This window comes from Paenibacillus sp. FSL P2-0322 (assembly GCF_037975315.1).
Taxonomy (GTDB): Bacteria; Bacillota; Bacilli; order Paenibacillales; family Paenibacillaceae; genus Paenibacillus; species Paenibacillus polymyxa_B.
Genome location: NZ_CP150243.1, coordinates 5665790 through 5691233, shown reverse-complemented (window position 1 = coordinate 5691233; position 25444 = coordinate 5665790). Strand labels below are relative to the sequence as shown.

Sequence of the window (25444 nt, the reverse complement as noted above, 5' to 3'; positions counted from 1 at the left end):
GAAAATGATGGCGCGATTTGATACGATAAAAAAATTAGTTGGATACAGCCAATGCAGCCCGGGCTGCTTGAGCCGCTTGTACCATTAGTCGCAAGGCGGCGACAGATTCCTCCTTGGTGCGGGTTTTCAGACCACAGTCCGGATTAACCCAGAACAAATCTGATGGCAATACGCGCAGGGCACGCTGGATCATGCTTAGCATTTCAGATACATCGGGGATGCGCGGACTGTGGATATCGTACACGCCCAGACCGATGCCCTTGTCGTATACCTGATCTTCAAAGCTGACAATCAGTTCTCCGTGACTTCGCGAAGTTTCAATAGATATAACGTCGGCATCCATATCGGAGATGGACTGAATCATATGCTGAAATTCGGAATAGCACATGTGCGTATGGATTTGGGTCGCAGGTTCAACGGTGGCCGTGGTCACAAGGAAGGCTTGAACCGCCCAGTCCAGATAGGCTTGCTGTTGTTCTTTTTTCAGTGGAAGCCCTTCACGAATTGCAGGCTCATCGACCTGAATCATGCCGATGCCCGCTTGTTCCAGTGCCTCTACCTCTGCCCGTAATGCCAGAGCCAACTGTAAAGCAACTTGACTACGAGGAATATCGTTACGTTCAAAAGACCAGTTCAAAATGGTCACAGGGCCTGTAAGCATTCCCTTAACAGGCTTGGAAGTTAACGATTGGGCGAATGCCGTTTCTTCCACGGTCATGGGCTGATCAAAGGAAACGTCTCCGTATATAATCGGCGGTTTGACACAGCGGGAGCCGTAGGACTGCACCCATCCGTTTTGCGTAAAAGCAAAGCCGTTCAGCTTTTCGCCAAAAAATTCAACCATATCGGTCCGCTCAAATTCTCCATGAACAAGCACGTCTATGCCAATGTCCTCTTGAATATCAATCCATTCCTTAATTTGCTGTTGGATGAACGCCCGGTATTGCTCGGCTGACCATTCTCCTTTGCGATAGTGCAGGCGGGCCTTGCGGATCTCGGCGGTTTGCGGGAAGCTACCAATGGTCGTCGTAGGCAGTGGAGGCAACTTCAGCTTATTTTGCTGAATCTCACGACGCTCGGCGAAAGGAACGCTGCGTGACAGAGGCTCTTTTGCCAACAGGTCGGCCAGATCGGCAGCTGTCTGTACGCGTGCCGCTGAACTGTTGAAACGGGCTACCGCATCCGCACTTTGCTCAAGCTTGGCGAGTGCGGAAGGATCGTGTTTGCCAAGTGCAGCCGTCAGGACGGCGATTTCCTCCAGCTTTTCATCGGCAAAGGCCAGCGCTTGCACCAGCTCCTTGTCCAGCTTGTGCTCTGCCTCCAGACTGACTGGCACATGCAGCAGACTGCATGATGGCTGTACGATAAGCTGTGCGGCAGTGGTTTGTTCTGCTAACTGACCCAGCAGGGCAGCCACAGCGTTCAGGTCGCTTCGCCATATATTGCGCCCGTCAATAACCCCAGCGCCCAGCGTTTTTCCTTTAGGGAAGCCATGCTGCAATATATGCTGAAGATTTTCGCCATCATCATACACAAAATCAAGACCCAATCCCTGTACCGGAAGTGCAGACAGACGCTCATAATGGTCCAGGCTGCCAAAGTAGGTTTGCAGCATTATATTCAAGGAGGGCGCAGCTTGAGTCAAAGCTTCATAGACTTCCTGAATAATGTCCAAATCCTCTGCCGGGAATGAGGTGGTTAGGACAGGTTCATCGATTTGGACCCACTGAACGCCTTCTGCCGCTAGTTCAGACAGGATACGGGTGTACAGTGGCAGGAAGCTTCGTACGATGGTGGCCAAATCCTTACGATCATAGCCTTTGGATAAGGTAACGAATGAATAGGGGCCGATGAGGACCGGTTTCCCATCAATGCCTAGTTCTTGTTTTGCTTCACGATAAGCCTGTAAGGGTTTATTTTCAGTGAACACCGGGACTGCGTTTGCCAATTCAGGAACGATGTAGTGATAATTGGTATTCATCCATTTGGTCATTTCACTGGCGGTTGCTCCCTTCTGTCCACGAGCGATCCCAAAATACACGGACAGAGGAACCGGACCTGCGGGACGATGGTTGAACCGTTCGGGTACCAGACCGAACATTACAGATGTATCCAGCATGTGATCGTAATAGGAGAAGTCTCCGACAGGAATGCGATCAATCCCCTTGTCACGCTGCTTGCTCAGATGCTCCAACCGTAATCTTTTCATCTCCGTCTGCAGTTCGCTTTCGTTAATGCTGCCGTTCCAGAAGCGTTCCAGTGCTTTCTTCCATTCCCGGTTTTCGCCGATACGCGGATATCCCAGATTACTGCTAATCAAGCCGGACAATTCAGGCCATTCAATAATGGACATGTACTTTTCCTCCTAGTGGGTAGCTGTTTTATTTTTACGTACCAAAAAAGGCATTCTTCCCCCAGAGTTAAAAATAAGTAGGGGAAAGAATGCCTCCGTGATTAAAAAATCAAAAATACGGCGACTGCTCTTAACACCTCCCTATCTTCCGTAGGTACTTGCGATGTTGTTAAAATAGGCAGGTCTCCTGACTTACGGATCATGACTCTCAGCATTCCTTCCCGGTCTGTGGACCAGTGGATATATGAACAGCTGAAAGTTCCCCGTTTACAGTGGCGGGACCGTGCCGGATTTGCACCGGCTTCCCTTTTAAGCCTGATCTGAATAGAACAGACACCTATCTCCAAGCTATGCGGTTAAGGTATGACGAATAATTATGCACTCGTATACTTGTTCACCATCATAAGTGAAACTTACAGGATGCGCAATAGAAACTCCAATGGAAACAGTTAGCTATATGAAAAAAAGACAAGCCTTACCCATGATGGGGACTTGTCTTAGATATATAGCATCTTGCCGGGTAAACTTCGCGTTAAGCCAATGAAACGGTATAGCCTGCCTGAATACTGGCTTTTACATCTACCAGACGCTGGTTGCGACTGCCCCGGAAGGGAAGGGTCAGGTCCTTTTGCTGTTCTACAAAACGACCATCCACAATCACATCGCACAAAAGCGCTAGCTCCTGTCGCTCCTGATCTGTGAGTAAATCTTCATAGACAAAGCCAGTATAAGCCCACACGGTTCGGTCGGGACAGGCCTCGCGGAAGTCACGCACAAATTGCGAGCATTCTGCTGCTGAGAAAAACGGATCTCCCCCGCAGAGAGTCAGTCCGTCCAACAACGGATTATCCATGATGTCACGAATGACTTCCTGTTGTCGTTGGGGTGTAAATGGCTCACCTGCACGGAAGCTCCACGACGCTGGATTAAAGCATCCGGGACAGGCATGACGGCAACCGCTAATAAACACGACAGTGCGCAGGCCGTATCCTTCGTTCAGAGATTCCGGAATGTAGCCACACAAATTCACTTATGTTTCACCCGGTCTCGAACTTCTGCCTGTTTTGCAGCATTAAAGCGAACGGTATAATCTCCTGTCAGATATCCGGTTACCCGACGTAAGCGCTGAAAGTGTGTATGCTCCTCATCTGTGCCGCATTGGGGGCAGCTTGTCCCGATAATCCCTTCATAACCACATTCCGTACAACGATCCACCGGGTGGTTGATAGAGAAATAGCCGATGTTCTGATGCAGCGCGTACTGAACAATTTTAAGAAACGCATCCGGGTTATTCCGCGCGTTACCATCCAGCTCGATGTATGAAATCGCACCAGCGTTGCAGAGGTTATGGAACGGAGCTTCCAAGCTGATTTTACGAGCAGCCGGGAGCGTATAATACACGGGAATATGAAAAGAATTCGTGTAATATTCTCGATCATTTACCTCAGGGATAATCCCGAAATCACGTTGATCCAGCAATGTGAACTTGCCCGACAGACCTTCGGCAGGCGTAGCGAACAATGTAATATTTAAATTGTGATATTCACTCATTCGATCGCAATACACGCGCATGGAAGTGATGATTCGCTGTGCCTCGCGGTATACGAAATCATCCTCCCCGTGGTGTTTCCCGTATAGTGCCTTCATGCACTCAGCCAGCCCGATGAACCCGATCGAAAGCGTACCGTGCTTTAGTACGCTTCCCACCTTATCATCTGGCGCCAGTTGTTCTCCACCTTCCCATACCCCTTCGCGCATCATAAAGTCCGAGGCTTTGGCCGGTTGGCTGGTCTGGATTTGATAGCGATGGATTAGGCCATCCACCGCAATGCGCATAACTTCTTCCAGTCTCGCATCAAAGCGATCACGGTCAGGTGTCAGGCGTTTGCCTGTGCAAATACCATACTCAATGCCAAGCCGCACCAGATTAATGGTATTGAAGGAGAGATTTCCCTTGCCACTCTGCCGGTTTCTACCGAAACGGTCAGAAATGGTGCGGGTACGGCAACCCATTGTCGCTATAATGGTATCCGGGTCATCAGCACGGTAAAAAGGCAAGTTGAAGGTGGCATCCACATTCACAAAATTGGGATACATCCGTCTGCTAGAGCATTCTACTGCCCGTAAGAACAAATCATAATTGATGTCGCCTTCTGCCTGGTTGATTCCCTCTTTGCATTGGAAAATATGCTGCGGAAAAATAGGAGTTTCCCCGCTGCCCAAGCCGCGAATAGTGGCCTCCAGCAGCGATTGAGTAACAAGCCGTCCTTCAGCAGACGTGCACATTCCGTAATTCAGTGAAGTGAATGGAATCTGTCCACCCGCCCGACTGCTCATGGTGTTCAGGTTATGAATGAGCGATTCAGCAGCCTGCCGGGTTTCCGTTTCCGTTTCTTCGCGTGCGAATGCGTATGAACGAGGGCAGACTTCTTGCAAATGGGGATTGGCCATATGTAGTTCGTCGTCAGACAGATGGGATTCTATCTCTTCCTCGAACAACCGAAGTCCCTTGCGCAGATGCTTGCGGAAGGACCGGGCAACGTATGGGGCAAGGTCCCAATCTATTTTATTGGCGGAGACACCTCCGAATTGGCTATTTTGCTGAGATTGGAAAATAATGGCGACCAGTGCCATAGCGGACATAATCGTTTGCGGTGTGCGCACAGAGCCGTTGCCTGTATTGAAGCCGTCTCGCAGTAAACGACCAAACGGGATAAAGATACAATTTGTAGTTCCGAGCGCATATTGGTCCAAATCGTGAACATATACATATCCGTGGTCAATCGCGTTCGTCAGTTCAGGCGGAAGTACCCGCAGGCGCGCATACCATTTGGCATACTCGGACCCAAGCTTGCTCATTTTGCCGCTGAACGATTCTCCATTCAAATTCGCATTCTCCCGCAGCATGTCCAGATCTTGTGCCCCAATGACCCGCTCGCCGATGTCGTATAATTGATGTTCCTCCAGCACCTTCATCGTAAAACCCTCCATATAGTAAAATATATATATTTTTCACAAAAACAACATATTGATGATATCTTGTGTTAACCAATTGTTTCGATCTATATATTGTATATACGTAAACATTGAGAGTATGTGACTATTGTCACATTGATAGGAGTGGGCGGTATAAAAAAGCCAGATACAGAGTAAGGGACACATCCACGGATATGTATCTTACTCTATATCTGGCCATCGTAGTTGCGATGAAAATGATAGGCTTGCGAGTACATAGTATATGATCTTGGGATATTGTTTTGGGAAGGTTTAGAGTAGCTTTTTCAACTGGGACACCCGGCCTTGGGAAATATCTAGCATTTCGGCATATACTTTTTGTGGCAGATTCGGGTGTTCCTGAATCAGCTTGCGTAGCTTTTTTACCATTTCACCTTGCTGCACTCTAGATTGCTTGGGTTGCCAGGTTGTATTGGTTCGGGTCGGCTTAGAATCTTCTTGAGCCTGGATAGCATCGGTGCTTGTGGCATGCACATTTTCATCGGTCTTTAATACCTGGATGCACTCTGCGCAAATAAAGCTGTCGCGAAAATAAGTTAAATGATCCACTGCGCCGCAAAATTTGCAGGAGACACCGGTGTATTTTCTTAGTACAAACCCTTCTTCATCTACGAAAAATTCAAGTGAATCACCGATATTGATATCCATTGTAGTGCGCATTTCCTTAGGGAGTACAATCCGCCCCAATTGATCCAGAGGCCTTGTCATTCCGGTATTTTTCATTAGCGCTTCCTCCTTCAGTGATATATCCTGATTATACCAAAAAATATTATTTTTAGCTTTGTATATTGAAGGTAAAATACAACTTTTTTTGTCTTTATGCTGCGGTCTCTCTTTCAAACAGTATAGGATGTTTTCGGTATTGTTGCCGGGGTACCCCTTTTTAGCTATGATATATTAAAACGCTTTCATAAAAGTACTTTTTATCATCTTAATTAAGCTAAGGAGATGACGGATATGAGTCATGAAACAACGGGTATCGAATATTTATTTCAAGATCCGAAGATTCATCTGGATGAGCGTGTACGGGATCTCGTTTCGCGACTAACCTTGGAGGAAAAGGTTGAATCCATGTTGCAATACCAGCCGGCCATTGACCGATTGGGAGTCGCAGCTTATAAGCACGGTACGGAAGCGGCACACGGGATAGCGTGGTTAGGTGAGGCGACTTCATTTCCTCAGCCTGTAGGATTGGCATGTACTTGGGATACGGAATTAATGCGCCTCATCGGCTCTGTTATCGCAGATGAGGCACGTGTTTACTATCGTCGTGATCCAAAATTAAACGGTCTGACCCTGTGGGCACCTACGGTGGATATGGAGCGTGACCCGAGATGGGGACGCAATGAGGAAGCTTACGGCGAAGATCCGTATTTGACGGGAGAGTTGTCAAAGGAGTTAGTCAAGGGGATACAGGGGGATCATCCGGTATATTTGAAAGCGGTTGCCACTTTAAAACATTTTCTGGGTAACAACAATGAAGTGGACCGGGGAATCGGCTCCTCCAGTATAGACCCACGAAATCTGCGAGAATATTACTTAAGAGCCTTTGAGAAGCCTTTTACAGAAGGCGGCGCCCAGTCGATGATGACTTCTTACAACCTGATTAATGGAACGCCTGCTACGTTATATCATGGGGTTAACGATATTGTCAGGGGCGAATGGGGGATGGACGGCTTTGTCGTAAGTGATGCGGGTGATGTCATGGGGATTGTCAACGATCATCAGTATTACGATTCCCATACGCCTGGCGTGGCCGAATCTATTCGGGCGGGAATTGACAGCATTACAGATGATGCAGAGCTCTCCAAGCAGGCGATTCGAGAAGCTTTGGCGCAAGGAACGCTACAAGAAGAAGACCTGGATCGGGCATTGTTCCATACGTTCCGTGTCCGTTTTCGTTTGGGGGAATTTGATCCGGCGGCAGACAATCCTTATGCCTCAATCGGAGAGGAAGCTCTCCTGACAGAGCAAGCCCGTGAATTGTCGTTGCGTGCGGCGAGGGAGCAGATCGTATTGCTTAAAAATGAGCATGAACTCTTGCCTTTGAACCCTGCCCGGTGCGGCAAAGTAGCGGTCATTGGTACGCATGGCAATGAGGTGTACCGCGACTGGTATTCCGGTACGCTGCCCTACCGGGTTACACCGCTGGAGGCGATTCGTGCCAAGCTGGAAGGCAAGGACGCAAAGGAACGCGTCGTGTACCGTGACGGTAAGAAACGCGTGATCTTGACGGCGGTGAATGACGGAGCGAAGCTCACAGTCGATTCTTCCGGTGAGATGCGCCTGTCCCAGGATGGAGAGCCCACAGTATTGACCATGACGGATTGGGGCTATGGCAGTGTGACGTTACATGATGAGCATCTGGGTACTTACGTGACGAGTGATGAGGAAACGCTCCGTGTTACAGCTGATGAAGCGTATGGCTGGTATGTCAAAGAGGTCTTTGGGCTGACTCCTGTTGGACAAGGAGAGCATCTGTGGACAACATGGAATGGCAAACCAGTGATTGCCGGAACGGAGGGCTCATTAAAGGTAGTGGAGGCTGAAAAATTTGCACTTAACGCTGTAGAGAGTAACGCCTCGACAGTTTTAGGACAGAGCCAAACATTCCAGGTAGAGACGGTGTCAGATGGTTTAGCGGAAGCGATAGCCGCTGCGCAAGCGGCAGATACAGCAATTGTATTTGTTGGAAATCACCCGCTCATCAATGGAAAGGAAGAGAATGACCGTCCAGGCTTGGAACTGGCAGCTTCCCAGCAACGGCTTATCGAGGAAGTGTATCGCGTCAATCCGAATACGATTGTGGTTCTGACGGGCAGCTATCCATTTGCCATCCCTTGGGTTCAGGAGCATATTCCAGCGATCGTATACACGTCTCATGCGGGACAAGAGCAGGGTACAGCAATAGCGGATGTGTTATTTGGAGACTACGCGCCAGCGGGGCGTTTGAACATGACCTGGGTTCAGAGCGAGGATCAATTGGGCGACATCAAAGATTACGATATTATTCGCGGCGGTCGTACCTATCAATATTTTGAAGGTGAATCCTTGTATCCGTTTGGCCATGGATTGACGTATTCGCCTTTTGAATATAATGACCTGCGTACGGATGTCCCAAAGGATAGCGTAAAATCTATTGCTGCACTGGATGCTGTGGATACGCTCCAGGTGTGGGTAGAGGTGACGAATAGGGGCGTAGCTGCTGGTGAAGAGGTTGTACAACTCTATGTACGGCCTGGTGCCTCACGAGTAAAGCGACCATTGAAGACATTGTGCGGTTTTCAACGTATTCGCTTAGAGGCAGGTGAGACGCGAACGGTTTCCTTTACGATTCGGATGAAGGATTGGGCGATTTGGGATGTTACACGGGATTGCTATTGCGTTGAATCGAGTGAATATACACTGCTGGCAGGCGCTTCCTCAGCGGATATCCGGTTGGAGCACCCTGTGTACGTTCGTGGCGAAGTTATTCCACCACGCCAAGCTGGACGAAGTATCCGCGCTGAAAACTTTGATAATTGCTCCGACATCGTACTGGATGAAAGCAAGGAGCAAAGGGAGGCCTGTGTACGTCCACGCACACCTCAACGTTCCGGTTGGATTGCCTTTCATGGCGTAGACATGGATACGGTGAGTGTGGTCGAGCTTCAGTGTCGCGTGTCATGCAACAGTAGCGATGCCACAATTGAGTTGCGTTTGGATGCACCGGACAGCGAAGCTGTGGCACGTGTGAACGTGGGCAATACAGGAGGGGCGCAAGCATGGGTTACGCTTTCGGAAGCGGTACATTCAGTCTCTGGCACACGTGATGTATACCTGTTGTTGAGCGGGGAAGTGCGGCTAGCTCATTTTACTTTGGGCGCTAATGCTACAGAGGATTCCGGCTTTCAGGCTTGAACTTACTTCTGACATCACGTACAATGCATTCAACGAAGTTTCTACAGCTTAGGGGTGTCATCTCATTTGAATAGTGAAAAACGACTACGCACCGCAACGCCCAAATGGCTTGGGGTGGCGGTAAAGGCGCTTGTCTATTTGGAAAAGCACGGAGAACTCTGTGCCAGCGGTTCTATTGCCCGTTCCATTGACTGCGAAGTCACTTTGGTGCGCAGGGTGCTGACGCGACTTGTACAGGCAGATTTGATTGCAGCACGCGAAGGTCGTGAGGGAGGCTATGTGCTTACCCGTTCGGCCGACCATATTACACTTGCTGATATATACCACGCCATTGAAATATGTGATCCGATTTTCCCGGGTATGATGCATGAACCGGAAACCAATCCTTTTTGTGAGGAGTTGGCGATAGCCGTATCCGAAATTTTAGCCGAGAGCGAACGATGTATGCTGGAAGTATGGGGGTCCCATACGCTGGCTTCGCTTGCCAATCGTACATCACTCGTGGTGGGAAAATGCAATCATAATGAAGATTCAAAATGATAATAGCCGATACGACTCTCAAAAGAGGGTTGTATCGGCTATTTCTATGAAATGGTCATGCCTCAAATTATGTTTCATATGAGCAAACCCGGTTACGTCCTGCATTTTTAGCTTCGTATAGTGCTTTATCTGCCTGCTCCAACAGGGCTGCCCCGGACATATCTTCCCCGGTACCAGGAAATGTCGTCACACCGATGGACACCGTGACCTTAAGAACAAGACCATCCGCTAAAATAAACTCGTGCTGATTTACTCCACTAAGAATCTGATTAGCTATTCGCAACGCTTGCCGAAAAGCACAATTTGGCAAAAGCACGGTGAATTCTTCCCCCCCGCTGCGGGTGACTACATCATTAGGACGACATTTTTCCATTAGAATCTGCCCAAGCTGGCGCAGCACTGCATCTCCTGCCGCATGCCCATAGGTGTCGTTGACTTCCTTGAAGTGATCAATATCCAACACCAGTACAGATAAGTGCTCATGACGTTGACGAGCTTGAGGGAGCTTCTCTTCCAATGAAAACTCAAGCTGTCTTCTGTTGCTTAAATTAGTGAGATGGTCTGTGTAGGAGGTATGCTCCAGTCGAAGTAATAGCTCATTGGATGTGTTGATAGATTCAGCAATGAGGTACAGAAGACATCCGCCGATCATGGATATGAATAATTGGAGCGGATAAACGTGCAGAACATCATCAAGATTCTTCAAATTAATCATAAGGGAACAGAATATAATGCCCATAGCAAAAACGTTCATAATCATCAGCTTGGGTAAACGTGACCAGGACAGATGTGACAATAAAGCGCACCCCAGCCCAACGAGCATCATAAAAATAGCGCCTACGATGGCTTGAGTGTTGATACCAAACAGCAATAATCTACCTACACATATAAATAGGGTAGCCATGAGCGTTGCTGGGGCGCCGATGTACGTTGCGGTAGCTACGATGGCCAAATGACGAAGATCGGCAATCGTATTAAATCCTACTGGAATTGAATAGTACATCATAACAATGCCATAGCACCCAAAAAGGCCGCCTCCGATCCAATGTATCTTACGCTTCAAGGTGTGCAGACGGATTTTATATCTTTGTGATATGAGGCCAGTTATGTACAAAAAGGTGACAAGGATACAGGTATTTACAAAAAACGTACTGAACAAGATGCTAACCCTCCCGAGAGGCATATTTCTTCATTTTATCAAAAAAACTGACATTAAGCTTGAAAATGAAGAATTTATTGAAATTTATTACGCTGATGCGCTTATAACGTTTCGTTCATGTGTTTGGTGCATAACTGGGAATAGATTGAGCATACTCCAAAGATACAAGAATAAGGAAAAATGGGCGGTATCTATTGCTGCCTTACTGGAGATGAGGTTTGCTCATGATTCGCTATCCCTATCGCAAACATAATAAAAAGTCGGGTGCGGACAAGAATAATGAAAATTCTTCACGTTCTTTAAAGATCGAGGCTCATGTGGATACCAACTTGCAGCAAATTAAGGAGTCGACGTCAAACAGCCCAGACTTCTTGATTCGTCGTTTTAATGTCGGACTAAAGGCGGATGTGCCCGCCGCTATTGTATTTCTAGATAGTATGGTCAAGACGGATACGGTGAATGAACTCGTCATGAAATCATTGCTTAGCCGCCCATCTGCCGAGGTGGCTGCTGAGGTGGAAAGTGCAGAAGAGCTTTACAATCAAATACAGGCTCACGCGCTGGAACTGGGTGAAGTGAAGGAGTGCGATGATTGGAATTCCATGATGGAACAACTCTTGATGGGAGATACGATCATTTTACTGGAAGGCTGTATAAAAACCATCGCATGCGGCACACGTGGAGGAGAGACGCGGGCGGTTAACGAGCCCTCCACACAGTCTGTCGTCCAGGGGCCGAAGGACGGATTTGTGGAATCCCTGTTCACGAACATCTCTCTTGTACGTCGGCGGATTAAAAGCTCCGATCTTACGATGGAGATGTTCAAAGTGGGAAGTACGTCCCTCACGAATGTGGCCATACTATATATGAAGAATATTGCAGATTCAAGTGTTGTAGATGAAGTTCGCGAACGGATAAAAGCCATCAATATTGACGCCATATTTGAGTCAGGCATGGTAGAAGAGATGATACAGGATCAAAATCTCACACCATTTCCGACAATTTACAACTCAGAAAGACCAGATACAATTAGCAGCAACATTATGGAGGGTCGGGTGGCACTCATTGTGGATGGAAATCCATTTGTACTGGTGATGCCTACTGTATTTGCTCAATTTTTTCAAAGTTCTTCCGATTATTCGGAACGTTACGACATGGCGACTGTCGTCCGACTCATCCGATATATCAGCTTTATTATTCTGATTTTGGGGCCTTCTCTCTACATCGCTTTAACCACTTATCATTATGAAATGATACCAACCCCACTGCTCATCAGCATACTAGCGCAGCGGGAATCCGTTCCTTTTCCGGCATTTCTGGAGGCGTTTATTCTGGAAATCACCTTTGAAATCTTGCGAGAAGCAGGTATTCGAATGCCCCGTGTGGGCGGACAAACGGTATCCGTTATCGGTGCGCTTGTATTGGGACAAGCGGCTGTGGAGGCTGGAATTGTCACTCCGCTGCTCACGATTGTAGTAGCGCTGACGGGGATTGCCAGCTACGCGATTCCGACATATAACATGGCGGTAGCCGGGAGACTGTTCCGGTTTGTTTTTATGGTGCTGGCTGCATTTATGGGACTGTATGGCATTACATTGGGGCTCATTGCGCTGATCGCTCATATGAACAGCCTTCGCTCCTTTGGGGTGCCCTACATGGCCCCTTTCAGTCCTTTTGTGCTGGAGAGTCAAAAGGATGCCGTATTGCGAATGCCGTTTTGGATGATGCGGAAACGTCCTAAAAGTATTACATCAACGAATCAGACACGAATGAAGGATGGAAGCGGGATTTCCCCTTCCGATAAAACTTCACCGATGCGGGAGGGGGGCGCTCAGGGTGTATCTGGAGAAGGGGAGTGAACGAAGCGCAGTAACCTTTAAATGGAGAATATGGGTGCTGAGTTTGGTGGGGCTACTAGTCATGCCGCTTCTCTCTGGCTGCTGGGATTCAGTGGAGTTGAACCAGCGGGCAGTAGTCGCGGCTATAGGCATTGATGCGGATGGGGAATCGGATTATGAGGTTTCCCTACAGATTATCGTAGCGGATGAAATTGCCGGGGCTAAGGCCCGAGGAAATACCCCAGTCGTGCTGTATCAGCAAAAGGGAAGCAACCTTTTTCAAGTAATTCGCAAAGCTTCACAGAAGATTCCGCGGGTAGTTTCTCTGGCCCATGCGAGGATTGTCGTTTTTGGAGAAAAGCTGGCTCGACGTGGTATCGGGGATACGTTGGATTATTTGGAAAGGGCTGCGGAGCCCCGACTAACGATGAAAATGCTGGTAGCACGCGGTGAAACGGCCAAGAACGTACTGGCATCCATGACCGCCATCGGTCGTATTCCTGCTAATGATATCTCGGGTAAGCTGGAAGCGTCCCAGCGTATGTACGCCGGGGATTACGCAGTGAGTCTAGACGATGTTATCCGGAGTATGTCCAATAAAGGTAGTGGCCCTGTCCTTACTGGTGTAGAAGTAGAAGGTAATTTGGAGCAGGCCCACCTTAAGGCTAACGTGGATAGTATTTTGCCCGAAGCGATTGTTAGCATCAAGGGTATGGGAGTGTTCCAGAAGGATCGTCTCATCCAATGGCTGGACGATGACCAAGCGTTGGGACTATCTATGGTGAATAACAAGGTGAAAAGTGCTGAAACCGCGTTGAGCTGCGGCAAAAAAGGTGAAATCATTGGAATCGAAACCTTGTATTCTAAAACCCATGTACACAGTCTGATCGAGCAAGGGAAGCCGGTTTTTGTTATTAATTTGGAGCAGACCGGGACGATTCAGGAAGCCGAGTGCTCGATTGACTTAAAAAGTCCAGAGGTTATGTATAGCTTGCAGAAACAGTGGGGAGAGGAAACAAAAAAAGTGATTACTTCAACGGTTAAGGAGGTTCAGCGTAGCCGTAGTGATGTACTCGGCCTAGGCCATGCACTGGAGAAAAGCCATCCTGAACAGTGGAAAAAACTCTCACCTGAATGGAACCGCTATTTTGCAGAAAGCACCGTTCGTGTTCAGGTGACTTCGGTACTGAAGCATACACAGTCACGGACTAACCCTTATTCGAAGGGAGAGTCCAATTAGTGAAATCGGGAAAGGAGGGAAGGCATTGAAAAAGATACAAATCGACGCAAAAGAGATGATTTCCCTGATGATGCTGTTTGAGTTGGGGACGTCCATGATGTCTATTCCCGGAAGAGATGCGGGCAAGGATGCGTGGATTGCTATTCTTATCGCCACAGGTTTGGGAGCCCTACTTTTTCTATGCTACGGCAGCCTTCACCGCCACTTTCCCGACCTGCTCATGACACAGTACTGCAAGGTGCTCCTAGGCAAAACTGCTGGGAGCGTGCTTGCCTTTTTATATATTGTGTTTTTTCTTTACGGCGGAGCACGCGATCTTCGAGATACTGGAATACTGATTGCCGATCGGACATTACAGCATACGCCGTTAACTATCGTCTGTGTCCTGATGATTGGTCTTGTCATGTATGTGATGCATTTGGGAATTGAGGTCGCAGGCCGGACGGGACTTATGCTGTTATTCTTGCTGCTGCTGTTGGGCTGCGCTACGAATATCATGATTTTATTGTCAGGTATTGTTCATATGAGCAATATATTTCCTATTGCCCAGCATGGCTGGCAGCCGATATGGGAGGTTGTTTATTCACAAGCCTTGATGTTGCCATACGGTGAGATGGTCACGTTTGCGATGATCCTTCCCACATTAAAGAAAAGCTACCGTGCCAACGGGGTTGGGGTCACCGCTGTATTGTTGGGAGGCGCAATCCTGTCTTTTGTTACACTGTCAAATGTGGTTGTGCTTGGGGAGGACGTATTCAAACGGGCCACTTACCCGCTGCTTTCTATGATCAGCAAGGTCGAAATATCAGATTTCGTCGATAGAGTGGATGTAATTGGGGTCATGACTGTCATTATTTTTGATTTTTTTAAAATTTTTATTTTCTATTATGCAGCGGTTAAGGCTGCTGAAGATGTATTGCGTGTTTCGTACCATAAACTGATCCTGCCGTTTGGGCTTATCATGCTTGTTTCTTGCGTGTTGATGACCCAAGGTTATCAAGAACATCTTGCAACAGGCGAGTTTGTACTGAAATGGATGTTTCCGGTATTTGCTGTGTTTTTTCCTTTCTTGTTGCTTATGGTGTCATGGCTGAAAAAGATCCGCAACAAAAAAAGAAAGGGGTATGCCTCGTGAGTCATCGTCTTGAAAACAAAACATACATCAGCACCGGACAACTGCTCATTCTTATGTTTCATTTTCTGATTGGGAACGCAGTCACCATTAATATGGATAGTTATATGCAGCGGGACACATGGATTATTCAACTCGTTGCTATGATTCTGGGTATGGTATTGTTCCGAATGTACTGCTACACAGCTGAAACGTTCCCTGGTAAGCCTCTCACAACCTATGCTAGAGAATTGGTCGGTCATACATGTGGAACAGTCATGGGAGTATTATATATTTTGTTTTTTTTATTTCTAACAGGTGGGAATTTGCGCGATGAGACAGAGCTGATTCGTATTTCCGTACTGGAGCAAACGCCCAACCTGGTCGTTGCCTTCCTTATGGTTTTGTGCGTAATGTATGTCCTTTGGTTAGGATTTGAAGTATTAGCTCGAACAGGACAAATAATGCTTATTGCAGTGGTGACCGTCATTTTTGTGGGGAATGTACTGTTGATTTTATCGGACAGCATTCATTTGCATGAGCTGACGCCGGTGATGGAGCATGGCTTTAAATCTGTGCTTCATTCAGCCATTAGGGAACATTTGGCATTTCCATACGCAGAAATGATTTGTTTTATGATGTTCGTGCCCCATTTGGAAAAAACGTCGCAGATGGCCAGAACAGGCTATGCGGGCATTATCGTAGGTGGTCTCGTTTTAGCTGAAGCCGCAATACTAAATGTGGCTGTTATGGGCACTGACATTGCACAGCGCTCCATCTTTCCTTTACTCAGCACATTTGGGAATGTACAGTTTTCAGAATATTTACAGCGTCTGGATGTGATTGTTCTGATGACGATGATTATCGGCGATTTTTTTAAAATTGCCCTGTTCTTCTATGCTGCGGTGCTCGGGATCTCCGATATTTTTAACCTCCCCTACCGGAAAACACTACTTTTTGTCGGGATCATTGTCTTACTGTGGTCACAGGTACAAACACCCAGCATGATTGAGCACCTTGCTTTTGGCCGATTATCGTTTATTTATATTCATCCGTTATTTGTTTACATCTTTCCCTTGCTGCTCTTTTTGGCGGCTCTTTTGCATCGAAGCAGAGTTAGAACCCGAGGAAGAAGCGGAAACTTTCAGAAAACGGGACCATCGTGAAAAAAGGAAGCGAAATCCGTACTCAATTTGTTTTTTTGCCACGGTTACAAAGAATACGAGCAGCATTCCTGCCAAGACGATATATTCGGATGGCCGCATAGAACTAAAAGCCAATGCCATGGGCTCCCACGGGGTATGAGTACCGAATAGCCAGTTCACTAGCAGATTGGTGCCGAGCATAAGCATCATAAAGAGAATGAATATCCACAGTATTTTCATAAAATATTCCTCCAATGTGTATGGGCTGAGATGTACCATGTATACATTGTGTTGCAAAGCCGTTCAATTTATCCGATCCCATTGACTTGAAATAAATTAAGATTTATACTTATTCTAAATTGATCTTTATTGTGATTGTAATTTTGTAATTAATATAATCTGCGTTGGTTAAGGGAGATGCGGTATGAGAACTTTAAATTTAACTTCGCAGCGCCAAGCGGTATATGATGTGGTTCGTGAAGCCCACGATCATCCTACTGCGGCTGATGTTATGAATCGGTTGATGGAGCGCGGATATAATCTGGCCTATGGAACAGTATATAATTCCCTACGTTATTTGACGGATAAGGAATTAATCCGTGAATTGAAGCTGGGGGAAGCTGCTAGTCGTTATGATGGACGGATGGACGATCATCAGCATATTATTTGTCAGGTATGCGGCCGAGTAGATGAAGTAATGAGTGAAGTCCCACATGATTGGATTGACACGGTTGCGCATGAAACGGGGTATAATATTGCCCATGCCCATGTCGTATTCGGAGGAGTGTGTAAGGAATGTCAAAGCAAGCGAATCAGATAACGAATCGTTTCAAAGTGGCTGACATGCCTAGACGGGTGAAGGGCAGTTGGACATCGATGTTAGCAGCTCCCTCTACACCTACGGTGCAGACCGTTCCCTCCAATGAGCCTTTGCATTGTCCGACTACACGTCGTATCATTCTGATCAGTTCGGTACCGGGTGTAGTTCATGGGTTGGTGCGTACGTTGTCAGATGCGTGTTTTGATGTGATGGTTTTTCATCGCTGGGAGCCTGAAGTCCAGCGTCATCTGGGAAGCGATTTGTTGATTTACGATTTGACCGCCACCGAACCACAGAGTGAATTACTGGATATCCGCAATCGTCTCGAGGTAGAACACTTGAAAGACACACCGGTTATGTATGTGGTTCAGGATCGGGTGTCTGTACATGCGCATGAGCTGCTTCCTTCAGAAGAGGTGCTGGTGTGGCCGCTGGCTTCCAATCATATGGTGCATGACATTGAACGGATGATTGTACGCCATCCTGCTGCTTCCCGTCAGGTAGCGCAAGCCAGCCGTCGTACGGTATTCAAGGACATCTGGATTGACCGAGATAAAATGCTGGTATATAAAGAAGAGAGTCAATTGAATCTGACTAAAACAGAATACGATTTGCTGCTGAAGCTGATTGATGCTCAAGGCAAAGTGATCTCCCGCGAGCAAATGATGCACGATATCTGGGAGACGGATTTTGTAGGCGGCAGCAACGTTGTAGATGTGCATGTCAAAAGTTTGCGCAAGAAGCTGGATGATCGACCTGCGGAACCTGAATATATTGCAACCGTAAGAGGTGTAGGATACAGATTGGCAGATTGAACTAAAAGCTATGAATACCGATGAATTTCCGCCGGATGGAGACATTCGGCGGTTTGTATATGATTCCATGAAGAAACTGACATTAGGTGTGACGGTTGACTTTATCCGGATATATACACTACAATCGGTAGTGTGAGGTGCTTCTTATGAAACGACTGAATTTTAAAGCTGGCGAAACCGGGCTTAACCGATTTTTCGGACCTCTGGAAGCCAAAATTATGGATATTTTATGGTCCACTTCGGATCGGAGTATCAAAGAAGTGCAGACCGCGTTGGAGGGGGATCGGGACTTTAACTTCAATACGGTAATGACCGTGATGAACCGTTTAGTGGAAAAGGGAATACTGAGTAAGAGTATACGTGGGAGAACGTCTTTATATCGTCCAGTATTAAGCAGGGATGAGTTCATGGATGAGCAATCCAAGGGACTGAGTCACGAATTGGTTGATGAATTTGGTCCGCTTGCTGTCAATCATATGATTGATGCTCTGGAGGTGGCCGATCCGAAGTTGATCGAACGTCTGGAACAAAAAATTAAACAATGGAAAAAGGATATGTAGACGATGTGGAAAACACGTTCTAAATTACTGTTTACAGCAGGCGCCTTGATTTCGGGTTTCGCCCTTATACAGATGGGTATGTACGCCGGGCAGCATGTTTTCGGCTGGAAATTGAATTATAACGTGTTTCAAATATGCAGAAGCTTGTTGCAGCACTACGGAATCGGCTACATGGTGGATGCGCTCAGCGGGCTGGTTCTCGTTACCTTCACTATCGCCGGAGGAGAAGCAGTCAGACAGTGTATGGCTACCAGGGCAGCTTTTCGCAGACTGCACCGAATGCGTGACCTGCCGCTGACCGAAGCACTGGGTGAGCGATATCGTGAACTCGGGACCGATCGGATATGGGTCATTGATTATCCTAAGCCAGCCGCCTTCACCATGGGATTATGGAAGCCACGTATTGTATTGTCCTCTGCACTATTGTCCGTACTGGACAAGCACGAGGAAGAAGCGGTCATATACCATGAAGCCTATCATATGAAACATTATGATCCGTTGAAGACCTGGTTGCTGCAAGTGTGTGCTAAACAGCTATTTTACTTGCCGGTTCTGCGTCACATTACCAATCATTATAAGACGGCCCGTGAAATTTTGGCTGATAACGAAGCGATTCATCGAGCCGGTTCACCAGTTGGGATTGGGAGCGCATTGCTCAAGCTTCTGAGTATGACGCCTGCCAATACTCGCCTGGTAAACTCCGCCGCTTGTTCCTCGTTTGCAGAAACGTCCATTAATTATCGTATCTCACGTATTTTAGACCCTCAGCAAGAACCTGTCATTCAAATGCCTTGGCGTTCGATTATGTTTTCCAGCTATGTGCTAGTGATGCTGACACTTATGTTCGCACTGGCGCTAATCTAGTTGGATAAGATGTTTCCTACGGGTGGCGCTTTTCGCGCTCCTGATTCTCGATGTACAATACACTACATTATGTAGTTTGTTACAGGATTTTTATACAACTTAAAAGGAGATGAGCAAATGAATCAAACGCTTATGAATATTGGATTGTTATTGGTACGAATCTTTACAGGGGTTATTTTTATCGTTCACGGTGCACAAAAGTTTCAGGGATTAGACGGAACCTCTGGCTTCTTCCAAAGTATCGGACTCCCTGGTTGGATGGCCCCTGTGGTCGCTACGGTTGAGCTGGTTGGAGGAATTGCACTGGTTCTGGGTATCGGAACACGAGTGGCTGGAGCGGCATTGACCATTGTTATGATTGGTGTATTGCTAACCGCTAAAAAAGGACAGCCTTTTGGCTCGATTGAATTTGATCTGCTGATTCTGTTCACCAGCCTTCAGCAAGCGCTCGTCGGTGGACGTTTTCTGGCAGTGGATCAGTTATTTGGCCGTAAAAAGGCTGAAAACAGTAACGTACAGGTCTAAATGTTCATATAACCGCGTCCTTAGTCTCATAGGGCGCGGTTTTTGTTTTTCTCCTTTGTGAAATTTTATTGTAAATCATTTGTTACTTTCAACCGATATAACTAACACTGAATGTAATTCAAATATATCGTTTTATGAGCAAAGGGGAAAAAACATGGGAACAACGCGAAAGAGAAAAACTATATGGACACTCAGGAACAAGCTAAGTTTAGGCTTTTTGCTTGTTTTGCTGATTCCGAGCTTAAGTATTTCCATTGCGACCTATAAATCATCATATAATGCTATGGAAAAACAGCTCTACAGCAGTGCAAATCAGGGTGTAGCGACGGCTAACTCGATTATTGAATACGCAATCGCCAGTAAAATTAAAGATGCGAAGTATTTGGCGGAGCGTCTGGACGCCTCAATGATAGATGGTCGAAACAGCCCATTGATTCAGCCCAAACTGATTCAATACAAGGGCTTGCACGAAGATGCGACGGATATTTTTGTTGGAACACCGGACGGGCTGATGATTCGGGGGGTGCCCAAGGAGGACGAAGGGACATTTGATCCTCGCACACGGCCATGGTACATCGAAGCGATGAAGCAACCCGGTAAGGTAGCGATCACCCCTGTTATCATCAATTCATCGGGTATTCCTGTTGTGGTGGTATCTCAGACGCTTTCCGACCAGTCCGGGGTTATCGGGATTTCTCTAAATCTGGAAAGTGTACGCAAACTGGCCTCCATCAAAGTCGGCCAGGAGGGGTATATCATCATTTTGGATCATACGAAAAAATTTGTAGTCCACCCTACGGCTAAGCCGGGTACATCTCTTGATGCAAGCTTTATAAATGATATGTATGCTGCGCAGAGCGGGCAGTATACATATGTGTATGAAGGCCAAGAGAAGTACCTGAACTATGTAACGAATAAAGATACCGGCTGGAAAATAGCAGGTACCTTCTATCAATCCGAGATTAGCGATGCCACCGCTGCCATACGTTATGTAACCATTTTTGTGTTGGCTGCCTCATTGGTGATTGCGCTTATCGCGATTTTCCTGATCACCCGTTCTGTTCTGGTACCGATTCGTAAGCTGCAAAAATCAGCAGAACGAATCAGTGAAGGAGATTTGACGGGCGATTTGGAAACTGGAAAAACGGATGAGGTAGGCGAATTGTCTTCTCACTTCCAAACTATGGTCGATAGTTTGCGCACGATGATTCGAAGCGTACACGAAACGACAGATCGGGTAAGTTCTTCAGCGGAGGAGCTGGCTGCGGGTGCAGATCAGACGACCCAAGCGATTGAGCATGTCACCATTGCTATCCAGGAAGTAGCTGTGGGCAGCGAACGTCAGGTGCAGAGCGTCAAGCACGGCTCTGTACATATGGAGGAGCTTGCTCAGCAAGCAGCGAACGTATCCGAGCGTATGGTGGGCGTATCTGAACATGTGAAGATGAACGCCGAGTCGGCTCAGGAGGGTAGCAAGGCTGCTACGCAGGCTGTACAGAAGATGCATGACATCGACGAGACCGTTAACGATCTCGGACAAGCCATGGACTCCCTGAATGAGCGCTCCGGTGAAATCGTGAATATTATCAGCGTTATATCCGGTATCGCTAAACAGACCAATCTGTTAGCTCTGAATGCGTCCATTGAGGCCGCACGCGCTGGGGATCATGGTAAGGGATTTGCCGTGGTCGCTACGGAGGTGCGTAAGCTAGCTGAGGAATCCGCCAAATCGGCTACCTTGATCTCGGAGCGCATTGAAGCGATGCAGGTGGATATGAATCATGCTCTGGGTGCTATGCATCAAGCGCGGACACGGGTGACGGAAGGCATTGATTCGGTAACCACGTCTGAGCAATCCTTTGCGGAAATCAGCCAGGCCGTGGAACGAGCTATGGAGCATATCAATGACATTACCGGAGTGACTCAGGAAATGGCACGGGGGACTGTAGGTGTCGTAGATATTATGAGCGATATCTCCCACATTTCGGACGAGGCAGCGAGCAACACCGAGTCGATCTCAGCGGCAGCTGAGCAACAGCTCGCTTCTATAGAGGAAATTGCTTCATCTACAGCGGACCTGAGCCAAATGGCAGAGGAATTGCGCGAACTGGTTGGACGTTTTCAGGTTGAAGGAAAATCTTAAAATGAGGATTTCGCAAAATCCTGAAATGATAAAAAGCGCCCGGATACAGGAGATTGTACTCTGTATCCAGGCGCTTTTTTAATGTTTTTAGCAAATTTTTGGTTTGCAGGGTTAGAAGTTAACGTTGGAAGGACTTGCGGCGATCCAGACGGAAACGGACATCCCGTGAGCTGTCGGAAGGACGCAGCGAACTTCTCTGAAACATATTGTTCAGAATCAGTGCGAAAATGACTAACACTGTACCATATAGTTCAAAACGGCTAATAGCATAACCTTGGAAGTACATGAGTACCAGCGTGGTAATCGGTACAAAGTTAATAAATAGAATTCCGTTCAGTGGAGACAGCTTTCGGATTCCGGCATTCCAGCTAAGCAGGGCGGCTAGCCCTGGAAGCAGGATCATAAAGCTCATTTCGTATTTAACTGACCACACAGCCTGCCAGTCCGGTACCACAATCCAGTTGAACGCAGAGGCAAATGTGACGACTACGAAGGAGACGAGAGTTCCGAGCAGGCAGGTTAGAGTTGAATACCGAAGAGTAGACCATCCTGCAAAATGGCTGCCTCCCATGGAATATACGACCCATCCGACGACGCCTACGAAAATAAGCAGCAGCGGCAGTAAATGTTGTCCGGCAAGCGTGAAAAAGGTCCATTTTCCGTTCGTGATCACTAGTAAAGCCCCAGCCAGCGCAATCACCATGCTGATTAGTGTATATTTCGGAGGCATTTTACGGGTCATGATCCACACCATCGCAATGGAAATCATCGGCATTAGAACTTCCATTATAGAGGCTACGAGAGTACCTGCTGCCCCCATCGCGTGCTGCCCCTGGAAAACGGCCATATTATAAATGGTGAATCCCATGGTCCCGAAGAATAACAACGTCTTACCCTTGCCCTCAAAGCGAAATGCAGTCCGTCCCTCTTTGAGCCACAATAGCACGACTAAAATGAGTGTAACCGATAAATAGCGCAAAAATGAAAAGTACAGTGGATTGATATGTTGTAATGCAATGTGCGAAACCGGAAACATCGCCCCCCAGGACATACTGGCGATTAGGCATAATAAAGATCCGGTCATGATTTGTCTGTTCATGGTGTACAAAAGCTCCTCCTTGCCGGTCTCAGCGGACATATCTTATGGACACATCATAAAGGATAGGAAGCTGTTGGTAAAATGATTGAAAATAAACATTATGATCATTTAAAATGATAATAAGTGACAAGGCGCGTCAATTTTGATGGCCCATTGTCCTTCACAATAAGGGGGAGCAGTAGTGGATCTGAACGATTTAAACATTTTCCAGACGGTGGCTGCGCATGGCAGTGTCAGCAAGGCTGCAGCCGAGCTTAGCTATGTCCAGTCCAATGTAACGGCCAGAATCAAGCTGCTCGAAAAGGAACTGCAAACGCCTTTATTTAATAGACATAAGCGGGGAATGATCCTCAATGCCGAGGGCAAGCGTCTGCTGCAATATACGAAAAGCATTTTATCGCAATTCGAGGAAATGAAACATGCGTTTCAGAATACCTCTGCACCTTCGGGGGTGCTGGAGATTGGCATTGTGGAGACTGTCATTGCCCTCCCGGCCATTTTACATGCTTACTATAGCAAGTACCCGGATGTCGAGTTGTCCCTCAAGGCCGGGGTTACAGAGTCTCTGGTGCAGGAGGTTGCAGAAATGCGGCTGGATGGAGCTTTTGTGACCGGGCCGGTGAAGCATCCGCTGATTGAACAGTTTGATGTATTTCAGGAAAAGCTGGTCCTCGTATCCCAAGGAGATGACTTTTCTGTTGAGGATCTTACAACCCGTCCACTCCTGCTGTATAAAAAAGGTTGCGGCTACCGGGGACGGCTGGAAACCTGGCTCAAGATGGAGGGGATTATTCCCAAGCAGATTATGGAGTTTGGGACATTTGAGACAATTATCGGCAGTGTGGCGGCTGGTATTGGAATGACCGTTTTTCCCGAATCTTCGATCAGCGGGCTGGTGGCTCAAGGCCTTGTCTGCGGTCATGCGATGCCTGAGCCGTACAATGAAGTAACAACGGTGTTTATCCGGCGTAAGGAAGCCTTTGTTACCAGTACTTTGCAGTCTTTTATAGACGAGATTATCACTCAGACAGAGGCGTAGCTTTATTGCTTGGGCTCGGGTACAATGAGAGGGATTTGATCTCATTTTTCTTCCTGAAGGAGGGCTATTATATCCGGCGGCTTCCCGATTCAGCTTCGATAAGGGCTGGCTGCGGGGGAGTCACAGCTTTTCATTCGCGGAGTATCAGGATGAGAACAATACAGAGTTTGGTCCTATGCGTGTCTGTAATGACGATGTCATCACACCGGGACGGGGCTTTGGGGCGCATCCGCACAGTGATATGGAGATTGTTTCGATTGTGCTGTATGGGGAATTGCGTCATGAAGACAACCGTGGACATGTAGCGGTGACCCGTTTTGGAGGCATTCAGCGAATGTCAGCTGGCCACGGCATCATTCATACGGAGCACAACGCTTCACAAATGGAGGATGTCAGTCTACTGCAATTGTGGTTTAGCCCGCATACGAAAGGCCTGAAACCGTCATATGAGGCTACAGCGTTCAATCCTGAGCGTCTTCACGGTCAGCTTCTGCCTGTCGTTGCCGGAAAGCGCGTACCAGGCACAGAGGGTGAAATAGCTGCAATCAATCAGGATTTAACGATTTATTTAAGCAAGCTTCAGCCTGGAGAGCAAGTAGAATTCACACAGGCCGAGGGTCGGCGCGTGTTCCTATTCGTCATCGAAGGCTCGCTGCGTGTGAACGGTGAACATATTCTGCAAGGACGCGATTCCGCTCGTATTGAGCAGGAGCCGAAGCTCTCACTGAAAGCAGAAGATTCTGTTTTTTATATGTTGATTGATTTGCCCTAAAAGGAGGTGCGCACAATGGCGCAGCAGGAAACATGGCTGATCAAGCATGCCGTCACGGGACGTAGCTTTGCTGACAGCCGCAAGCAGGTTTTCGATTGCCATTTGGAATCGGCGGACGGCGTGTTTCGCTTTACGCTTCAAGGACTGCCGCATGAGACGGCGGAGGCGATTGTGCGTTATAGCGGGGAGTTGAACGTATTTCGTTTTGTAACGCCGGTAGACGATGGACCCGTGGTGAAGCATTGGTATTACGTCACCCCGGAAAGCGTGGAATATCATGATCAGACAGATGAGCTTACGTTCAAAGCTAGTTCTGAGATTGAATACCATCCCGAGGAGTATTGGGGAGATTAATCATTCCTTTATCATAAATTTTCAGATTTATAATGGATTTTCGAAGGCCCTGCATCATTGCAGGGCCTTTTTTGTTATCTGTTCAACATGTTGAGTTCATTGGATACATAATCCTTTGCAGGCTGGTACATCCTATATGTCATATTATCTGT

22 protein-coding genes and 1 riboswitch are annotated in these 25444 nt (G+C 47.4%); of the genes, 16 read left to right on the top strand and 6 right to left on the bottom strand.

Annotated features, from left to right (window positions below; all coding sequences use genetic code 11):
* Positions 1-34: 34 nt before the first annotated feature.
* The 4 genes from metE to MKY24_RS25170 form a co-directional block, all read right to left on the bottom strand.
* Positions 35-2353: a 5-methyltetrahydropteroyltriglutamate--homocysteine S-methyltransferase gene (gene metE / locus MKY24_RS25185; protein WP_339201092.1), complete on the bottom strand. Its 2319-nt coding sequence runs from the start codon at positions 2351-2353 to the stop codon at positions 35-37.
* A gap of 159 nt (positions 2354-2512) precedes the next feature.
* Positions 2513-2709, bottom strand: a riboswitch (cobalamin riboswitch).
* Between the two features lie 176 nt (positions 2710-2885).
* Entirely contained in the window at positions 2886-3383 is a 498-nt protein-coding gene (gene nrdG, locus MKY24_RS25180) for an anaerobic ribonucleoside-triphosphate reductase activating protein (RefSeq protein WP_023990818.1), read from the bottom strand.
* Entirely contained in the window at positions 3380-5329 is a 1950-nt protein-coding gene (locus MKY24_RS25175) for an anaerobic ribonucleoside triphosphate reductase (RefSeq protein WP_023990817.1), read from the bottom strand. The genes nrdG and MKY24_RS25175 overlap by 4 nt, the downstream gene beginning before the upstream one ends.
* A 291-nt stretch (positions 5330-5620) precedes the next feature.
* The gene (locus MKY24_RS25170; protein ID WP_023990816.1) at positions 5621-6091 is read right to left on the bottom strand and encodes an AbrB/MazE/SpoVT family DNA-binding domain-containing protein; all 471 of its coding nucleotides are present in this window, start codon (positions 6089-6091) and stop codon (positions 5621-5623) included.
* 234 nt (positions 6092-6325) lie between these two features.
* Here MKY24_RS25170 and MKY24_RS25165 point away from each other — a divergent pair, with 234 nt between their 5' ends.
* Together MKY24_RS25165 and MKY24_RS25160 are read left to right on the top strand one after the other, a co-directional pair.
* On the top strand, positions 6326-9268 hold the full coding sequence (locus MKY24_RS25165) for a glycoside hydrolase family 3 C-terminal domain-containing protein (RefSeq protein ID WP_339201091.1): 2943 nt from the start codon (positions 6326-6328) through the stop codon (positions 9266-9268).
* Between the two features lie 66 nt (positions 9269-9334).
* A complete protein-coding gene (locus MKY24_RS25160) occupies positions 9335-9808 on the top strand; it encodes an Rrf2 family transcriptional regulator (RefSeq protein WP_069080094.1) in 474 nt (157 codons plus the stop codon).
* Positions 9809-9875: 67 nt separating this feature from the next.
* On the opposite strand, the gene MKY24_RS25155 is transcribed toward MKY24_RS25160, so the two are convergent.
* Positions 9876-10967, bottom strand: coding sequence for a diguanylate cyclase (locus tag MKY24_RS25155; RefSeq protein ID WP_023990814.1), 1092 nt, complete (start codon positions 10965-10967; stop codon positions 9876-9878).
* Positions 10968-11191: 224 nt separating this feature from the next.
* Between MKY24_RS25155 and MKY24_RS25150 the strand changes: the two genes are divergently transcribed.
* From MKY24_RS25150 to MKY24_RS25100, 11 genes are all read left to right on the top strand, one after another.
* The gene (locus tag MKY24_RS25150) at positions 11192-12826 is read left to right on the top strand and encodes a spore germination protein (RefSeq protein ID WP_069080096.1); all 1635 of its coding nucleotides are present in this window, start codon (positions 11192-11194) and stop codon (positions 12824-12826) included.
* Positions 12804-14045: a Ger(x)C family spore germination protein gene (locus MKY24_RS25145; RefSeq protein WP_226887719.1), complete on the top strand. Its 1242-nt coding sequence runs from the start codon at positions 12804-12806 to the stop codon at positions 14043-14045. Before MKY24_RS25150 ends, MKY24_RS25145 begins: the two co-directional genes overlap by 23 nt.
* A 25-nt stretch (positions 14046-14070) precedes the next feature.
* On the top strand, positions 14071-15180 hold the full coding sequence (locus MKY24_RS25140; RefSeq protein WP_068938994.1) for a GerAB/ArcD/ProY family transporter: 1110 nt from the start codon (positions 14071-14073) through the stop codon (positions 15178-15180).
* Complete coding sequence (locus MKY24_RS25135; protein ID WP_069080097.1) at positions 15177-16322, top strand: endospore germination permease; 1146 nt, start codon at positions 15177-15179, stop codon at positions 16320-16322. Before MKY24_RS25140 ends, MKY24_RS25135 begins: the two co-directional genes overlap by 4 nt.
* 403 nt (positions 16323-16725) lie before the next feature.
* Positions 16726-17121, top strand: coding sequence for a transcriptional repressor (locus MKY24_RS25130; RefSeq protein WP_023990809.1), 396 nt, complete (start codon positions 16726-16728; stop codon positions 17119-17121).
* Entirely contained in the window at positions 17097-17936 is an 840-nt protein-coding gene (locus MKY24_RS25125; protein ID WP_339201088.1) for a response regulator transcription factor, read from the top strand. The genes MKY24_RS25130 and MKY24_RS25125 overlap by 25 nt, the downstream gene beginning before the upstream one ends.
* Before the next feature lie 10 nt (positions 17937-17946).
* Positions 17947-18072 carry a hypothetical protein gene (locus MKY24_RS25120; RefSeq protein ID WP_256703601.1) on the top strand — a complete coding sequence of 42 codons (126 nt, stop codon included), beginning with the start codon at positions 17947-17949 and terminating at the stop codon, positions 18070-18072.
* Positions 18073-18082: 10 nt separating this feature from the next.
* Positions 18083-18496, top strand: coding sequence for a BlaI/MecI/CopY family transcriptional regulator (locus tag MKY24_RS25115; RefSeq protein ID WP_023990807.1), 414 nt, complete (start codon positions 18083-18085; stop codon positions 18494-18496).
* Positions 18497-18499: 3 nt separating this feature from the next.
* Positions 18500-19360 carry a M56 family metallopeptidase gene (locus MKY24_RS25110; protein ID WP_023990806.1) on the top strand — a complete coding sequence of 287 codons (861 nt, stop codon included), beginning with the start codon at positions 18500-18502 and terminating at the stop codon, positions 19358-19360.
* A gap of 117 nt (positions 19361-19477) precedes the next feature.
* A complete protein-coding gene (locus tag MKY24_RS25105; RefSeq protein ID WP_023990805.1) occupies positions 19478-19885 on the top strand; it encodes a DoxX family protein in 408 nt (135 codons plus the stop codon).
* Positions 19886-20039: 154 nt separating this feature from the next.
* A complete protein-coding gene (locus MKY24_RS25100; RefSeq protein WP_053326316.1) occupies positions 20040-22028 on the top strand; it encodes a methyl-accepting chemotaxis protein in 1989 nt (662 codons plus the stop codon).
* A gap of 118 nt (positions 22029-22146) precedes the next feature.
* Here the strand turns inward: MKY24_RS25100 and MKY24_RS25095 are convergent, their stop codons facing one another.
* Positions 22147-23127 (bottom strand): DMT family transporter, encoded by a 981-nt coding sequence (locus MKY24_RS25095; protein WP_226887718.1) that lies wholly within the window; start codon positions 23125-23127, stop codon positions 22147-22149.
* Between the two features lie 181 nt (positions 23128-23308).
* Here MKY24_RS25095 and MKY24_RS25090 point away from each other — a divergent pair, with 181 nt between their 5' ends.
* Genes MKY24_RS25090 through MKY24_RS25080 form a run of 3 tightly spaced genes read left to right on the top strand, consistent with a single transcriptional unit; the run spans position 23309 to position 25292 of the window.
* The gene (locus tag MKY24_RS25090; RefSeq protein WP_023990802.1) at positions 23309-24166 is read left to right on the top strand and encodes a LysR family transcriptional regulator; all 858 of its coding nucleotides are present in this window, start codon (positions 23309-23311) and stop codon (positions 24164-24166) included.
* 43 nt (positions 24167-24209) lie between these two features.
* Positions 24210-24938 (top strand): pirin family protein, encoded by a 729-nt coding sequence (locus MKY24_RS25085; protein ID WP_339202405.1) that lies wholly within the window; start codon positions 24210-24212, stop codon positions 24936-24938.
* Between the two features lie 15 nt (positions 24939-24953).
* Entirely contained in the window at positions 24954-25292 is a 339-nt protein-coding gene (locus MKY24_RS25080) for a hypothetical protein (RefSeq protein ID WP_028540747.1), read from the top strand.
* The last annotated feature ends 152 nt before the right edge of the window (positions 25293-25444 follow it).

Bases quoted from the DNA above. Each gene is read 5' to 3' on its own strand.
- MKY24_RS25165 (WP_339201091.1), top strand. From the start codon at position 6,326: ATGAGTCATGAAACAACGGGTATCGAATATTTATTTCAAGATCCGAAG.
- MKY24_RS25095 (WP_226887718.1), bottom strand. From the start codon at position 23,127: ATGAACAGACAAATCATGACCGGATCTTTATTATGCCTAATCGCCAGT.
- MKY24_RS25115 (WP_023990807.1), top strand. From the start codon at position 18,083: ATGAAACGACTGAATTTTAAAGCTGGCGAAACCGGGCTTAACCGATTT.
- MKY24_RS25100 (WP_053326316.1), top strand. From the start codon at position 20,040: ATGGGAACAACGCGAAAGAGAAAAACTATATGGACACTCAGGAACAAG.
- MKY24_RS25105 (WP_023990805.1), top strand. From the start codon at position 19,478: ATGAATCAAACGCTTATGAATATTGGATTGTTATTGGTACGAATCTTT.
- MKY24_RS25175 (WP_023990817.1), bottom strand. From the start codon at position 5,329: ATGAAGGTGCTGGAGGAACATCAATTATACGACATCGGCGAGCGGGTC.
- MKY24_RS25130 (WP_023990809.1), top strand. From the start codon at position 16,726: ATGAGAACTTTAAATTTAACTTCGCAGCGCCAAGCGGTATATGATGTG.
- MKY24_RS25080 (WP_028540747.1), top strand. From the start codon at position 24,954: ATGGCGCAGCAGGAAACATGGCTGATCAAGCATGCCGTCACGGGACGT.
- MKY24_RS25170 (WP_023990816.1), bottom strand. From the start codon at position 6,091: ATGAAAAATACCGGAATGACAAGGCCTCTGGATCAATTGGGGCGGATT.
- MKY24_RS25120 (WP_256703601.1), top strand. From the start codon at position 17,947: ATGAATACCGATGAATTTCCGCCGGATGGAGACATTCGGCGGTTTGTA.
- MKY24_RS25150 (WP_069080096.1), top strand. From the start codon at position 11,192: ATGATTCGCTATCCCTATCGCAAACATAATAAAAAGTCGGGTGCGGAC.
- MKY24_RS25110 (WP_023990806.1), top strand. From the start codon at position 18,500: ATGTGGAAAACACGTTCTAAATTACTGTTTACAGCAGGCGCCTTGATT.
- metE (WP_339201092.1), bottom strand. From the start codon at position 2,353: ATGTCCATTATTGAATGGCCTGAATTGTCCGGCTTGATTAGCAGTAAT.
- MKY24_RS25125 (WP_339201088.1), top strand. From the start codon at position 17,097: ATGTCAAAGCAAGCGAATCAGATAACGAATCGTTTCAAAGTGGCTGAC.